The 15540-nt window shown below is 56.7% G+C and carries 12 protein-coding genes; 2 read left to right on the forward strand and 10 right to left on the reverse strand.

The features are described 5' to 3' along the window. The first annotated feature begins 31 nt into the window (after nt 1-31). Complete coding sequence (locus tag ACFSOY_RS06900; protein ID WP_386045091.1) at nt 32-487, forward strand: hypothetical protein; 456 nt, start codon at nt 32-34, stop codon at nt 485-487. Between the two features lie 116 nt (nt 488-603). Next, a complete protein-coding gene (locus ACFSOY_RS06905; protein WP_386045093.1) occupies nt 604-1731 on the forward strand; it encodes a winged helix-turn-helix domain-containing protein in 1128 nt (375 codons plus the stop codon). A gap of 69 nt (nt 1732-1800) precedes the next feature. On the opposite strand, the gene ACFSOY_RS06910 is transcribed toward ACFSOY_RS06905, so the two are convergent. The 10 genes from ACFSOY_RS06910 to ACFSOY_RS06955 form a co-directional block, all read right to left on the reverse strand. Continuing rightward, nucleotides 1801-3129: a helix-turn-helix domain-containing protein gene (locus tag ACFSOY_RS06910; RefSeq protein WP_386045094.1), complete on the reverse strand. Its 1329-nt coding sequence runs from the start codon at nt 3127-3129 to the stop codon at nt 1801-1803. 217 nt (nt 3130-3346) lie between these two features. Next, the gene (locus ACFSOY_RS06915) at nt 3347-7765 is read right to left on the reverse strand and encodes a hypothetical protein (RefSeq protein WP_386045096.1); all 4419 of its coding nucleotides are present in this window, start codon (nt 7763-7765) and stop codon (nt 3347-3349) included. Beyond that, nucleotides 7758-8498 carry a DUF6063 family protein gene (locus tag ACFSOY_RS06920; RefSeq protein ID WP_386045098.1) on the reverse strand — a complete coding sequence of 247 codons (741 nt, stop codon included), beginning with the start codon at nt 8496-8498 and terminating at the stop codon, nt 7758-7760. The genes ACFSOY_RS06915 and ACFSOY_RS06920 overlap by 8 nt, the downstream gene beginning before the upstream one ends. Beyond that, nucleotides 8491-10026 carry a hypothetical protein gene (locus ACFSOY_RS06925; RefSeq protein ID WP_386045100.1) on the reverse strand — a complete coding sequence of 512 codons (1536 nt, stop codon included), beginning with the start codon at nt 10024-10026 and terminating at the stop codon, nt 8491-8493. The genes ACFSOY_RS06920 and ACFSOY_RS06925 overlap by 8 nt, the downstream gene beginning before the upstream one ends. Before the next feature lie 94 nt (nt 10027-10120). Continuing rightward, entirely contained in the window at nt 10121-10552 is a 432-nt protein-coding gene (locus tag ACFSOY_RS06930) for a spore coat protein (RefSeq protein ID WP_386045101.1), read from the reverse strand. Between the two features lie 201 nt (nt 10553-10753). Beyond that, a complete protein-coding gene (locus ACFSOY_RS06935) occupies nt 10754-11224 on the reverse strand; it encodes a spore coat protein (protein ID WP_386046766.1) in 471 nt (156 codons plus the stop codon). A 233-nt stretch (nt 11225-11457) separates the two neighbouring features. Further along, nucleotides 11458-11859: a hypothetical protein gene (locus ACFSOY_RS06940; RefSeq protein ID WP_386045103.1), complete on the reverse strand. Its 402-nt coding sequence runs from the start codon at nt 11857-11859 to the stop codon at nt 11458-11460. Nucleotides 11860-11933: 74 nt separating this feature from the next. After that, the gene (locus ACFSOY_RS06945) at nt 11934-13145 is read right to left on the reverse strand and encodes a DEAD/DEAH box helicase (protein ID WP_386045104.1); all 1212 of its coding nucleotides are present in this window, start codon (nt 13143-13145) and stop codon (nt 11934-11936) included. A gap of 158 nt (nt 13146-13303) precedes the next feature. Continuing rightward, nucleotides 13304-13972 carry a C39 family peptidase gene (locus tag ACFSOY_RS06950; protein ID WP_386045106.1) on the reverse strand — a complete coding sequence of 223 codons (669 nt, stop codon included), beginning with the start codon at nt 13970-13972 and terminating at the stop codon, nt 13304-13306. Between the two features lie 125 nt (nt 13973-14097). Next, complete coding sequence (locus tag ACFSOY_RS06955; protein WP_386045108.1) at nt 14098-15426, reverse strand: helix-turn-helix domain-containing protein; 1329 nt, start codon at nt 15424-15426, stop codon at nt 14098-14100. Nucleotides 15427-15540 lie beyond the last annotated feature (114 nt).

A 15540-nucleotide genomic window follows, 5' to 3' on the forward strand; every position in this document is an offset into this window, starting at 1 on the left:
AGTATTCGTAAAACGGGAGTGATCCAACCAAATGAACGATCTGGAGAGAGCACGAGAAGACATTCGCCTCGCGGAAGAAGCGCAGTCACAGCGCAAGCTTCAACTGGAGGAGAAGATGTTGCGCTATTTTCAAAACAAAGAGATTGAAAAGGAGCGCAAAGAAGAAAACAAACTGCTGTTCGAAGAGATCGAGCAGTTTTTCGAAGACTCAGAAGAAGATGATCTGGTCTTGCAACTGCCAAACGGCGAGTATGCGGTGCTGACCAAAAAGGCGTACATCAAAGACATGTTCGACAAGGATGCGCTCGCTCAGGAGCTGCTGATCGCGAAAGATGAGCTGAAGACGCCGTTCGACTATTCGATTCTGACCGCCCAGGGCAAGCTGACGCCCGATATGATCTCCAAACACACGGTGACCGAGACGATCGTCAAAGTTCGTCTCTCCAAGCGCAAGACCAAGCCGAAGAAGAAAAAAGAATCGCTGTAAGCTAAACATCACTCCCCCACGAAAAGCATCGCACACTTCGCGAGCGCGGGGCAGGAAAATGTTGCACGATCATGGAAATCCTCCCTACGCAGTTTATGCAGAGGGAGGATTTTCTGTTGTTGACGATCACTAAAGATGACGTGAGAAAGCTTGCCCTGCTCAAGCAGGGCCTGTACCATCCCCCGACAGCTACGACGCCTGAAGAGGCACTTCAGATCTTCGATCGACTCGGCTGCGTGCAGCTCGACACGCTAAACGTGGTCACGCGCAGCCAACACCTGATCTTCTGGTCGCGAATGAACGAATTTCACAGCGAGTGGTTCTACCGATTCTATGAGGAGAAGCGGATGTTCGAGCAGTATCTGCACGCGCTATCCGTCCTGCCGATCGCCGAGCATCCTTACATGCGACCGTTCTTGCAGCAGTTCAGCGCCGCACGGATCGAACGCACCGAGCTGCACGACAGGCTGGTCGAAGCGATTGATCGGCACGGCAGGCTGACCGGACAGCAGGCGGCCAAGCTGTTAGAACTGCCGCTCACCCCCAAAAACACCTGGGAGCTGAGCCCTGTGCGCCGAGCTTTAGATCAGCTGTGGCGCGGCGGGGAGATCGGCGCAATCCGCGACCGGAGCTTTCACAAAGTCTACATCCCGCTGGCAGAGCAGGTGCCGGCAGACAGCTTGCAGCAGACGGTACAGCTGGAAGAGACGGTGAAGCGCTATGTTCGCAAAGCGCTGAGCGCGATGGGCGCTGCGACGGAGCGAGATGTGGCCGACTATTTTCGCTTCAAGCGACCGGCGGTGCGAAAAGCGCTGGCCGATTGCTTGCAGGTGCGAGTCGAAGGGGAGAAAGAGCCCTATTATCTGCTCCCCGAAGATGCGGAGCTGCTGCCGCTTCTCGACGAACCGACCCATTCGACCTTCCTCTCCCCCTTCGACAACCTGATCTGGCATCGCCCGCGCCTCGAAGCGATCTTCGAAACGGAGTTTCGCCTCGAAAGCTACGTTCCGCAAGCACAGCGCAAGTTCGGCTATTTTGCCATGCCGATTTTGCATCGCGGGCAGATCATCGGCACGATCGACCTGAAAGCGGATCGCAAGCGCGGTGTGCTCGTCGTGCAAAAGCTCGTCCTCTTCGATCGGCGAAACGAATCGGAACAGCTGGCTGTGATCGATTCGATCTTGGTGCGGCTCGCCAGCTTCCTCAGCCTGTCACAGATCGACTGGTCGCAGGCGCGCGCGTAGCCGCTTCTGCCCACACCTCATCTGTCCAAGCAAAGAGCAGCGCGTCCGCCCGACGCGCTGCTCTTTGCTCTACCTTCTGATCCCGACCGCCTTCAGATATCGGTTGAGCTCGATCGCCTTGCGGTAGTATTCGACCGCTCGCCGATCTTGGTGCCGATCGAGCGCCTCGGCCAGCTCCACCGCCAGCTCGTACGCTGCCAGCTGTCCCCCGTACTGCTCATAAAGGGCTAACACTTCGGTCGACCGATCGAGATACGCCTCAAACTGACCCGCCTCGCGCTCGACCCAACTGCGAATCTGCAGGGCTCGTGCCAGCTCCATCTTGTGGTGGTTGCCCAACCGCTCGACGATCGCCAGCACTTCGTCGAGGTAGCTGTTGCACTTGTGAACATCGTGGCTGTGCAGGGCGATCTCCGCCAGCTGTAAATACGGATCGCACAGATATTGCGCCTGATTGAGCAGTTCGAACACCTGGAGCGACCGCTGAAAATAGGGAATCGCCAGCCCGTGCTCGTTCACGCTTTTGTGCAGACAGCCGAGGTTGTTGTTGATCGCCGCCACGTCGAACAGCAGCTCGTTCGCCTGCGCCTCTTTTAACGATGTCAAAAAGAGCCCTTTCGCCTGTTCGATCTCCCCGATCTTGAGCAGGATCGTCGCCCGATAATAGCAAGCCCGAATCCGCGCCCAATGGCAGGACAGCTCGGTCGCCAGCCGCTCCGCCCGCTCGATGTAGCGCAGAGCGGTGCGAAAATTGCTCATGTAAAAATGGCAGTCTGCCAGCTCATAATAGGTGCGCAGGTGAGAATCGCTCTTTTCGTCCACACCTTCAAACTCTGCATCAGCCCGACAATAGCAGTCGTGCGCCATCAGCATGTTGCCGCTCAGCTTGTGCGCTTTGCCCAGCTCGATCAACAGCTCGACGCGAACCTTGTCATCCTCCCACGCTTCCTGCTCGGCCAGCACCGCCTCGATCCGCTCGATCACCATCTGAGCTTCATTTCTGCGATTGAGCAGTCTGCACTCGTTGAGCAGCGCCTCCAAAAACAGGGTTTGATAGCCATGTTGGCGCGCCGATTGGCTGACACTGCAAAAATATTCGAACGCCTTTTCCGTCTGTTCGGCAAAAGAAGCAGATCTCCCCAGCTCCAGAGTCTCCTTCAGCTCGTCGAGCATCGAGTCGGCCGACTCCAACTGTTCGATCGTCACCCCAAGACGCTCCGCCAGCAATCGCAGCAGGTGGGGTTTCAAATTCGTTTTCCCATTCTCCACTTTGCTCAGCTGCGAGATGCTGCACAGACCTTCTGCCACCTCATCCTGCGTATATCCTCTGAGCAGACGGTAACGGCGCAAGTTTTCTCCGATGACCCGGTTTCTCGCTTCCACATCGAGCGCCAGCACCTGTTTCACCTCGATTTCAATAAAGACTATACGTTGTCATTATAGTCAATTTAGCATAGATAAGCCTATCTAACCAACATTATTATAAATCAACTAAATAACTATTTGTTCATTTACCAAATCCGCAAAACATCTTTCCCCCGCCTAGCTCTGCTCGACAAAAAAGCCACCCTCACGATTGCTTGAGGGTGGCTTTGGCCGTTTGGGTGAAGCGCCGTTAGATCGGCAGCGACTTTTGTTCCGTCTCCACTTCCTGATCGAAGTCGATCTCATAATAGCCAGCTTCCATCACGCTCTCCGGACGCCGCTCCGTCGATTGGATGATCGAGCGACCGAGCGCCGGGATCAGCTTGAGCGAGTAGACCACTTCAAACAGATCGTAGATCGACTGCTTGTTGTGGTCGGACAGGCAGATCATCTGCACGCGATTGGCCTGTGCCAACTTAAAGATCACTTGCAGCAGATGTGGCGAGGAGACAACGCCGAACGGGTTGTCTGCCAGCAATACTTTGCGCGCATTTTCGATCCCCGACATCTTCGCCCGCAAATAGGAGAGCACGGCGATAAACATCGCGAAACAGCCTGTGTACTGCTCGCCGCCCGACCATTTCATGATCTCCGACCAATGGTCATAGCGAACTTTCTCGCCAGGCACTTGCTGTGGTTTAAACACTTTGATCCGCGTGTCAACGATCGGTGCCACCACGTTGAGCAGATGTTTGGACGACAGCTTAACAGAAAGCCATTTTTCCAGCTCGTCCTCATCTTCACCCTTCATCACCTTCGCCTGCAGCTCTTCGGTGAGCGCCTGCAGATAGGAGTCCATCAAGCGAAGCCCTTCCGGCTCCTCCCACTTCTCTTTGAGCAGGATGTCGATCGCCTGGACCTTTTTCCCGCGATAGTCGATCTTCGTGTATTGGGCGATGCTCTTCACGTTGTCATAGACGCGATCCGCATGCTGCAGACAGCGGTGCACCAGCTCTTCTTTCGCCTCTTCCAACTCTTGGCGCTCCAGCCGAGCTTTCTCGATGTAGAGGTTCATCATCTCAAAGCATTTCTCAAACACCGGGCGCACCTGCTCGATCTCGTTCATGTCGCCTTCCACTTTCGAATCGATCACCGAGCGGATAAACTTTTGCACGATCTTCGACTCATACTTGTCGATCGAGCGCTCAAAACGATAAAACTCGTCGTCCAGCTCCCGACGCCGCTCCTCAAACTGCTTGCTCGTCCGCTGCAAGCTCTTGTCGATCTCCGCGATCACAGCGGTCGGCTCGTGCGGCAGCTTGTTCGCTCGCTCCTCCGACAGTTCGAGCGGCTCGCACTCGATCGAATAGGCGGACAGCAGCGTGTCCACCTTTTGCAGCTGGCCGTTCACCTCTTGCAAGGAGCGCTCCGTCTCCTCCATCGCGCTCTCGTTCGATCGGCGCTCTGTCCACAGCTGGCCGACCAGCTTCGCGAGATGCGCTTTCTCCTCCCCCAGATCCACCGCTTCGCCAAAGGCGTAGGCAGGGCGGTCAAAATCTTTGCGCACCTTCTTCTCTTCTGTCTCGATCATGCCTTCCAGCTTTTTCTGCTCCGCTTGGATGTCGGTGCGCTCGCGCTCCACCTGCGCCTTTTCCGCCTGTGACTCCTGCAAGCGCTGTTCCCAATAGGTCAGCTCCGCAGCTGGCGGCGCCGTCTGGAACACGGCGAGCTCCTCCTCGGTGACGCTCTGCTCGGCGATGTACGCTCTGTTTTGGGCGATCGACTCTTCGTGGTTTTGGATCAGCCGCACCAGCTCATCGCGACCGACCGATTTTTGCGCCAACAGATCATCCAGCGAGTCGAGCTTGCCCTGCACCTTTTCATAGGTCAGCCCGGCTGAAACCTGCGCTTCCTCCACCTGATGGGAGCCGAGGTACTTTTCCCGCTCCTTGTCCAGCGCGATCCGCTCATTTTGCAGCGAAATGAGCGCCGGCAGCAGGCGCTCCTTCTGTTCGCGCGCTTCTTGGCTCGATCTGAACCACTCTTTCTGCTCCGCTTTCAGCGCCGCTTCCCGCTCTTTGAGCTGCTCGCGCTCCGCCTCCCGCTCTTTGCGCTCTGCGGCAAGACCTGCGAACGGGTCGAGCAGGCGCAGCTGATCGCGCAGCTCCTCCAAGCGATCACCCTGTTCCTTGATCGATCGCTTCGCCTCCGAAATCTTGGTGCGCAGCTCGGCGATCGATCCGTTGAGCTGATCAAGCTCCTCTTCCGCCTGCAGGCTTTTTACGACCAGCGATTCCCGTTTCGTCTGCCAGGCAGCGAGCGGGTCTTTCGGATAGTCGTCGAAAAAGCGACCAAGCTCGTCAGACACCTGTTCGATATGCCGGCGCGATCGCTCCACGACCTCCATCTTGGCGACCAGATCGACCTCTTCCGCTTCGAGCGCGACTCGGCGCTCCGCAAGCGACTCCTGCGAGAGAAAGGGCGAATATCCGCCGTGCAGGGAGAAGTACCCGTCCTCGCCGAGCTTGACGATCTGACCTTCGAAGCTGGTCACAGCGGTGAGCGAGGAGCGGGCAAACAGCGGCACCAAGCTCTCCAGATGCAAGCCTTCCCAGTCCAAGCGCGGATCGTGCAGTTTCTTGATCCCCGCATCTTCGATCAGCAGCGAATAGGGCAACATCGGATTCGCCCGCACATACGCCTCGCGAACGGTCGCGTCCTGCTCCTGCAACCACTGCGATCCGAGCGTGGCGTCAATGCCCCAGTCGGCCAGCACTTGCTGAAAATAGAGCAGGTCCTGGCTTGGAATATAGTGATCTTGGGACAGCCGTTCGATCTTCTCTTCGACCGCTCCCTTCTTCGCCGCCAGCCGCGCATACTCGCGCGAATACCCCTCGCGTTTTTGCGCAAGCGTTAGGTCGAGATCAGCTTTAGCTCCATACAGGTCGCTGCGGGCTGCGTCGAGCAGTTCCAGCCGCCCTTGCACCCGCTTTTTGCGCGCCTCATGCTCGTCGATCTTGCCTGCGATCTTCTCCTGCTCCTGCAGTGCCGACCAGCGCTCCTCCTTCGCCGCCGTGATCTGCTGTTGCGCCCGTTCGATCTCGCCCTCCGCCGTCTCGATCTCCGCTTCGAGGTTGCGGACCGAATTGGTTCGCTCGATCTCCTTCCAGCGCAGATCGTCGCGATGGGACACCGGCTCCTCGGCGATCGATTCGCCGAGCACCTCTGTCACGGCGAGCTTCTGCTGCTGATACTGTTTGAACCAGACCTCAAGCTCCCCGCTGGTCTTCGAAAGCGCGTTCAGCCCCTCTGCCAGCGCAAGCAGCTTCGCATCCGCCTGCTGGTCGACCTCTTTCCACTTCGCTTCCGCTTCCCGCTTGGCTTCGAGCTCCGCCTCGTGCCGCACAACGCGCTCGTTCCACAAGGTCAAAAACTGCCCGCGATAGGTCGCAAGCTCGGTCAGCAGGTCCTCATTTTGCATGTCGAGGCCGGACAGTGTCTCCTCGTCGCGAGCCAACCGCTTCTCCAGCTCCTTGATCTGCAAAAACTTCGGAACCGCGCGGAACAGCCGCACCTGCCGCTTCGCCTCTTCCTCCGCCGCCATCAGCTCTTCCAAGCGGAGCGTGAGCGCATCCACCGCCCACGCTCCCTTGCGGAACTGCTCCTGCAGCGCGTTCACATCGAGCGAAGCCTGCTTGTACTCCTCTTCGCGAATCTGCTCCTTCAAGCTCTGCACGACCGCCGCCAGCGCTTCCGCCTCTTCGGTTCGCTCGCCTGCCATCGTCTCCAGTCTGCCTCTCGCCTCGGTCAGCTGTCCCTCCAGTTCGCGCTTTTGTGCGCGCGACTCCGAGTAGCGCTCCACCTTCTGCAACACGTTGCGCCCCGCCTCTTCGATCAGGCGAAACTCCTCCAAGTTTTTCTCGATCTGCGGAATGCGCAGCAGCTTGTCCTTGTAGCGCAAAAACGAGTGCGCCAGGTCTTCCGCCTCCGCTTCGTCTTGGAACAGCGCCTGATCGACAGTCGGGATCAGCAGGTTTTCCAACAGGCTCTGCTCCGTCTTCGAACGGGCGAAGAAGCCGTCCATCCCGCCTTCCGACCCGTTGGTCGTGCGGATCGCCAGCCACTCTTTTTCATAGATGTTGTACTGCATCAGGTGGTTGATATACTTGCGGCGATCCTGTTGGGAGAACGTCTGGATCTTTCGCCCGCCCGCGGTGCTCTCCTTGCGCAGCAGGTTGTAAAAATCCCCATACGAGATCACCTTGCCGTCTGTCACCAGCGGCATCTTCACAATCCCGAACTCGTCGGCGATCTTGTACGGGTGCACATAGGTAAAATATTTGAGCTCGCCTTCCTCATCCGCGCTTTTGGTAAAGCAGAATCCGGTCAGCAAAAACTCTCGCTCGCCAAAGCTGTCCAGCTTCCACTCGACCAGAATGTGACCGGTGTAGCGCTCATGGGCGAGCAGATCGACCATCCGGCGCGATCCGTACATCGCACCGGGCAGCGCCGCCTGGGTCACCAGTTGCAGCCAGAGGGTCTTCCCGCCACCGTTGGCAAGGTTGAACAGCGTGTTCTTGCCGTGCAGTTTGAACAGCTCGTCCGCATACTGCTTGCCGCCCTTGTCATATTGAATGTTGACCAATCGGATCCGGTTGATGCTAGGCATAGAAAATCTCCTTCTGCGAAACCAACGCCAGCAGGTCGTTTTTCCGCTTCTGATGCGAGTAGTATTTGCGCACCATATGGTCGAGCTTGTCGGTCGGATGCAGCTCCGACTCGACGGCCAGCTTGGCCAAGCCTTCCTCCTCCAAGAACGACCACACTTTTAAAATGTAGGACACTCGCGAGTTGCGCCCCATGCGCTGGTTGGTCAGCGTCTCGTCGAACGCGGGCATGTTCTGCCAAAACTCTGCCACCTGCTGGAAGTTGAACTCATATTCTTGCGACAGTCGCTCCCCATAGTCACCCGTTCCGACCATCTGCAACTTTTCGGTGATGTACGCCTCCAACTCCTCGATCGGCACATACTGTCTCACCTTTGTGTTCAGGTCGTCCGAGTTGTAAAACATCGCCAGCGTCGAGAGGATGATAAAATAGGCCACATACAGCTTCAGCCCCATCGACACGTTGTCGGAGCGCAAACCGAGCTTGACGCGCAGCTCCTCATTCGTATAGCCGAACACTTTGTTGTCGAGGGATGGCGTGATGTACAGCTTGTCCCCGACGCCCAAGATCTTGACGCCCGCCTCTTTTTCGATCATCTGCGCCACGATCTCCTGTGCCGCCGGGTCTTCCTTATAGGCAAAGACGAGATCGCGGTCCGACTCGTTCGTCTCCCCATTTTCCAGCAAGCGGACAAACAGCTTGATCGCTCGCTCCACGCTCTCTTTGCTATACATACAACCCCTCCTTATAAAACCGGAAATTGCTGACCGACCACTCCGCTTCCGCCAGCGCGACCGCATTCTGCTCGGCGGTGATCGTCACCGTGCCGAGCAGCTCCAAGTCTGGCGCCTCCTCCAACAGTCTGATCAGCAAGAACGGCAGGTTGGTCTCATCGCCATCCAAGATCTTCGCCTTGGTCGAATCGTCCAATTGGAATTGGATCGGGCTCATCTGGTGCAACTGCACCAAAAACGGATAGAAGTCGCGCGCGTTGACCACGTCGTACAGCCGATCTGGCGGCAGAGCGCTCAACACTTCCTGCAGCGTCAGCGACTGTTCGGTGAGCAGCGGTTCAAACATCATCCGCAGATATCCTTTATAGCGCTCGTCTCGGATCACTTTTAACTTTTGCAGCGCATCGTTCGCCTCGACAGCCGCATCTGGCGCGAGGTCGACCTTTTGCTCCACCTCTGCCACCGCCGCTCTTGGCACAGGTTGCGGCGCCAGCGCCTTGTGGATGTTGAAGCGCTTTTTGACGTTCAGCGTGAACATCGGCTCGATCAGCCGCTTCACATTCTCAAGCGTCGTCCCCGTCTGCAGGATCGGATCGAGAAATTCCCGCTCGAAGTTGACCTTAGAACGAAATCCTTGCACGATCCCCTCCTCCAGCGCTTCGAGCACCATGCCTTGGAGGTCGAGCTTGTCGAGCAACAGCTTGTTGTGCAAGTTCATCACCTGGTTGAGGCGCTGCGAGATCTCGACAAGCTGGTTGAGCGTGCGCTCCTCCTGTCCGCTCCCCCGCTGCTCATAATGGGATCGCGTGTCGCGCAACAGGTTGTTCAGATCATCAAACATGCGCTTCTCTTTTTGAAACTGCTCGCGAATCGCCGTCAGCATCGCCTCGTAAGCTGGCAGGGAGAACTGCGACACGTCCCGCTTGATCGCCATCTTCATCCGCGAAAGCTCCTCCCGAAGCTGGCGCACATCGAGGCCGAGCGAGCTCACCGTGCGAATCGCATCTTCGAACACGCCCTTTTCGATCTGTTGGCGCAAGAGGATCTGCGAGATCGTGATTCGCAGTTCTTTGTACATCTCGCGCGTCTTAAACAGCAGGTCGAGCCCAGCGTCTGACAGCTTAAAGCGGATCTGTCCGCTCGCCACATGGTACGTCCCGTTTTCGATCAGGTGAAACGAATGCTTGTCCTCCGTCCCCGCCTCCAAGTTGCGGTAGGCAAACTCGAAAGGCCGTCCATCGTTGCGCAGATTGGAAAGCAGGTAGCTCGCCAGCTCCCTGCTCTCCTCCTCGGTCATCTGCTTGTGATAAGACTTGGCGATCACCTCGCGCAAAAAGCGCGCCACATCCTGATGGTCAGACTCCAGCCTGCCGATCAGCATGTGCTCTAAGATCAGGAGCATCACGCCTACCCCTAAGGCCAACAGGTCATATTCTTGATATTTGCGCAGCTCGCGCAATCGAAACAGCGGATAGAACTCCGCTATGTTTTTCATCCGGTCATGGAAATTTTGCAAAGCACCGTGCAAAAGGAGTCCCTCCTTCTTCTATCACTCTACGATTCTACTCCATTTCCACAAAAAAAACTGCCCTTTTCGGGCAGTTTGGTCGGATGTGAACTTTTTACAGAACTTCGATCTTGGCCACCAGCGCCAGCAGCACTTGCACCAACATCTGAATGTTGACAGCCACGTCTGTATCGGTGGTGCGGACATGAACGTTGCGAGAGTTCTCGATCACGGTGCGCTGCTTGTTGACCTGTCTGACCTGTACGCGTTGCAACAGCTCTTGCGAGACCACCTCCGCCCGATTGCCGTCGGCGATCGTCAGGCTCAGCACGACGGCGATCGCCATCTGCAGCGCGGTTTGCAGATTGACAGCCGCTTTCGTGTCGGTCGTCCTGACATCAACACCGCAGGAATCCTTGATGATGATGACCTCATCTGATCGTTGTAATGTTCTTGAGATCTGAGCTGCTTCTTGCTCGACCGTCTCTTCTTCCCCAAAGCACTGCGGATGTCTCGAACCACTATCCAGTGCAGACCAATTCCCCACTATAAACTTCCTCCTTCCGATAAGGTTTGTTTCTCGCATCAGAACGGCAACCGCCGTTTGCTTACATACTATGGGAGGTCGTTTCGTTTGGTATGGACAGACGCACTACGGCAAACGCACAATTTTTATGCGTTTGACCTACCTTGACAGCTGGGAATGGAAAGACCCCTGTGCAAAGACAGGGGCGGCTACGAATCCTCCTTACAGCACATCGATCTTTGCAACCAGCGCCAGCAGGACCTGCATCAGCACTTGCATATTGACAGAGGTGTCCGTGTCGCTCGTGGCGACTCTGACCTCACGCGAGTTGAAGATGATCAGCCGCTGGCGGTTCTCCTGTTTGACCTGCACGCGTTGAAGCAGTTCTTGCGAGACCGATTCCGCTCTTTCGCCGTCCGCGATGCTGATCGACAGCACGAGCGCGATCGCCATCTGCAGCGCCGCCTGCATATTGATCGACGCTTGCGTATCTGTCGAGGTGACCCAAACATCGCAGGAGTCCTTGATGTGGATCGATTCGCCAGAAAACTGGTCGGTCTCGGAGATCTGGTCCGCCTCTTGCTCGACGACCTCATCCTCAAGGACAAATTCACGACCGCGACCACGGCCGCCGACATGCTCCATCTCAAGGTCGAGTGCCGACCATCGAGCTTCGCCCTGCTCGCCGTTCATGCTGATCTCTTCTTCAGCCGAGTAGCTTTCGACCTGATCGTCAACCCAGCGCTTGATCCCCTTTTGGGGAAACGAGGTGACCCCGGAACGTTTGCGTGCTTTCGGTTTCAATGTGAACCCTCCTTTTTGCTATACACTATGTGCAGAAGGTCATTTGTGTATGGACATACACCCTCATTCATTCGCCCAATTTAAAAGCCGCGATGGGTATCCATCACGGCTTTGATCGTTGCTCACAGATCGCTTTTTTTGCGCAGCACCATGCGGCGCTTGCGCTTGGGAGCGATCGACTTTTCATTTTGTAAAGTTGGCGCTGGTGCAGACTTTGCATTAGGTGCGGCGATCCGATTCGATTGCTGCACTTCCTGCTGATGCGGGGCAAGCTCCGCCTGCGACGGCACACTATGCTCGACGTTGCCTTTGTTCACAAACTGATCGACCTGACGCTGCAGGTCCTTCACCAGATCCATGATCTCCTGCTTCTGCTCCGCCGTCAGCTTGCGCCGTTGATCCTGTGTGATCCCATGCTTGAGCAAAACATCGGAGACGAGCAGTTCGCTCATCCCTTTCGAAAGGATTCCCATCTCTTTGGGCGCTTCTGCTGGTTGCAGTTTCTTTTGATCCGAATCGCTCATCTGCAAACCTCCTCACCGCATTTACTAACAACGTATGCGAGATTTGCCAAACGGAGCGTAAATCGTTCGCCTAATTACCGCTTTTTCCCCTTCGCCTGCTTGCTCTTTCCCTTTTTGGGCGCGGTGCGCGCGGCAGGCTTGGGAGCTGTGCCCGGGCGGCGCGAAACGATCTTGCCCTGCTCCAGACCTTTGGAGAAGATGCGCAAGGCCAGCGACTTTTCAAATTTCTTGATCAAAAACTTTTCATCCGGTGTGACGATCGACACCGACACGCCAGACTGCGTCCCCCGTCCGGTGCGCCCTGCGCGGTGCAGGTAATGCTCCGGATCGATCGCCGGATCATAGTGGAAAACATGGGTCACGCCTTCAACATCCAGTCCCCTCGCCGCCACATCGGTGGTGACGAGCAGTTGGTACTTGCCGTCGCGAAAGCCGCTCATCGCCTGTTCCCGCTGAATTTTAGCCGCTTCTCCGTGCAGTCCCTCTGCAGACAGCCCGAGCTTGCGCAGCTCCTGCACCAGCCACCAGAGCCCTTTCGTCTCGTTGACAAACACCATCGCGCGGTTGACGTCGTACGCCCTCACCAGGCGGCGCAGCGTGTCCGGTTTGTCCTCCTTGCCTGTCGAGAACCAGACGTGCTGAATCTGTCCGATCATCGCGCCCGCCTCTGTCTCCAAAAAGGCGGGGTCGCGCATCCACAGCTTGGCAATCTTTTTCGCCTCTTCTGACATCGTCGCCGAGAAGAACAGCAGCTGGCGGTCGCGCATCGCGCTTTTCAGCACCGCCTCCACATCCTGCAAAAAGCCGAGTTCCAGCATCTGATCGACCTCGTCGATCGTGATCGATCTGACCTCATGCATCTTCATCTTCTTGCGTCCGAGAATATCCTTCACTCGCCCTGGCGTGCCAACGACGATGTGCGGCTTCTCCTTCAACCGTTCGATCTGCCGGTCGATGTTCGCCCCGCCGACCAAGGCGAGCGCTCGAATTTCACTGCCCGCCGTGTACTCTTTGATCGCCCCTTCGATCTGCATGGTCAACTCGCGCGTCGGCGCTAAGATCAGCACCTGTAAGGCGCGCTTGGTCACGTCGATCCTCTGCAGCTGCGGCAGCAGGTAGGCGAGCGTTTTGCCTGTGCCCGTCCGGGATTTCCCCACCACATCGCGGCCGGCCGCAATCAGCGGAATCGCCTGTTCTTGTATCGGCGTCGGTGCGGCGATGCCCGCTTTTGCCAACGCCTGTAGTTGATAGTCGGGTAGATTATATGTATGAAAAGATGATGTCATCCTCTCATCTCCTTTCTCGTCACTCTTCGCTATCATACCCGAAATCCTACCAAACAAAAAGACACGGGTTGCTCCCGTGCCTGCAGAAAAGATCTTCCGCATGTTCTGCCGATCCGCTTCGCTTTTCCCGCCGTCTTCGCACCGACGGGACGATCGGCTCACTCGTAGGTGACAGCCTGTCTGCCCATCATCTCCCAAGAGCGATAGAAGCGGGTGCGATCGACCGTCTTGCGCTTGCCATCGAGCGGATCGTTCACCGTCACCGTGTGCGCCGTGTAGCCGACCAAAAGCACCGCATGTTCGTGAAATGTCGCATAGATCGGACCGGACGGGCTGTTCCACGTCACCCACTGCTTGGTCTGATCGAACATGCTCGTCGTCCACACCACGACCGGGCGACCTGCCGTCACGCTCTGCAACACTCGCTCGAAGTCGCCCCCCGTCAGATCTCTCGCCCGCCCTGGCAGATGGCGATCGAGCAGTTCGAACAGGGGTCGATGATAGACGCCATATCCTTTGCGCAGCCCGGTGATATCTCCGACGAAGCCGCGGTGTGGATCGCCCCAGTACAAAATGCGCCCCTGCGCATCCATCCGCAGCTCCGTTCGATCTTTGGCGACCTCCTCTGCGAGCTTGAGTCGACCGACCGGCTTGCCCGCATGTCGCAACAGCATCGAGAGGCTGACCACCTCACAGCCGTTGTCAAGCTCAGGTCGCTGACGCTCGATCGGCGCTTCCAACAGCACCTGATCGGCTATCTTCGGCCAAGCGGGCCAAGGAACCGGCGACATCAGCAACACGCCGGCCACCAGCAATGCACGCCACATCTGCCATCTCCTCCTTATTCTTACATTGCCTCAAGAGCGGATGCACCATTCTTTTTCCCACGAAAAAAACCAGTTCCCTATAGGAACTGGTCGGCAGATCGCCCTCGGCGAAGCAGGTTGTGCGCTTACCGCCGCATGCCGATCTGTTGGCTCCGCTTGTTAAACTCGACCGCCTTGCGGTATAGCTCCACAGCGCGCCCGTCCTCTTGCTCATATAGTTTGTCGCCCAATTCGACCGCTACCTCATACGCTTCGCGCATCAGCTGATGCTGCTCGTAGATCGACAGCACTTCATCGAGTTGGGAGACATATTCATCAAATCGACCCTGATCCGCTTTGATGCGAGCCATCAGGTGCTTGGCCTGACCTCTTTCTCGGTAGGCGTTCGTCCCGATCTGCTCTGTGATCTGCAGCACGCGCTGGCAGAGTTCGAGCGCCTTATCCACATCCCCTTCCACTTGGGAGATCTCCGCCAGATGAAGCAGCGGTTCACAGGCGTACAGCTCCTCGTTCAGCAGCTCAAACACCTGTTGGGCCCGCTGATAATGTGCGAGCGCCTGGCTGTGCTCCCCTCGCTCCCAGTACAGATTGCCGATGTTGTTGTTGATCAGCCCGACATCGAGCAGAAACGAGTTCTCCTGCGCTTCGCGCAGACAGGAGAGATAGATCTTCTCCGCTTTGGCAGACTCGCCCAGCTTTTGCAGCGGGGTTGCCTTCATGTAGGAGACGCGCAGCCGGAAGAGATGCCGCGAATAGGCGCTGGCCAACTGCTCTGCCTTCTCCGCATAGCGCAGCGCGCTGCGGTAGTTTTGCATCGTGATGTGGCAGCTGACCAGGTTGAACAGCACGTTCAACCGAAATTCGTCCCTTCCTTCCACGTAGGCAAACTCTTCATCCGCCCGACAATAGTAGTCGTAGGCGGCCACCATGTTGCCCATCTGCTCGTGCGCATGTCCAAGCTCGTACAGCAACAGCAGCTTGAGCGTGGGATCTGCCACCAGATGCTGATCGATCATCGCTTGGATCTTGTCGATCACGCGCTGGTGCTCCCGCCTTCTGTTCAGCAGTTTGCACTCCAACAGCGATGCTTCGAGGTACAGGTTGTGATAGCCTTGTTCCTCGCTCTGGGTCAACACTTCTTGCAGATATTGAAACGACTTCTCCAGATTGTTCGCCGTGTCGGCGTCCTTGGCGAGCTGCAGCCGTTCGGATAACTCTTCTTGTAAAGCGTCTAGCATTTCAATTCGCTCAACGGTCACCCCGAGGCGTTCTGCCATCAGTCTGAGGAGGGTGCGTTTGATGTAGGTCTTTCCATTCTCCACCTTGCTCAATTGGCTCACACTGCAAATTCCCTCTGCCAATTCATCTTGAGTCAGCCCTTTGAGCAATCTGTACTTGCGCAGATTTTCCCCGATGATGCGGTTTCGCTGATCTGCGTCCATTTCCAGAGACATCGTTCTCACCCCTGCTCCGCCTGTCCATATTGTCATAATTATAACAAAATGTGAAAACAGTTGCATGTCCCTCGCTAATGTAAACGAATGGATATGAATGAATATCTTTACATG

The sequence above is a fragment of the Tumebacillus lipolyticus genome (assembly GCF_042682745.1).
Classification (GTDB): Bacteria; Bacillota; Bacilli; order Tumebacillales; family Tumebacillaceae; genus Tumebacillus_A; species Tumebacillus_A lipolyticus.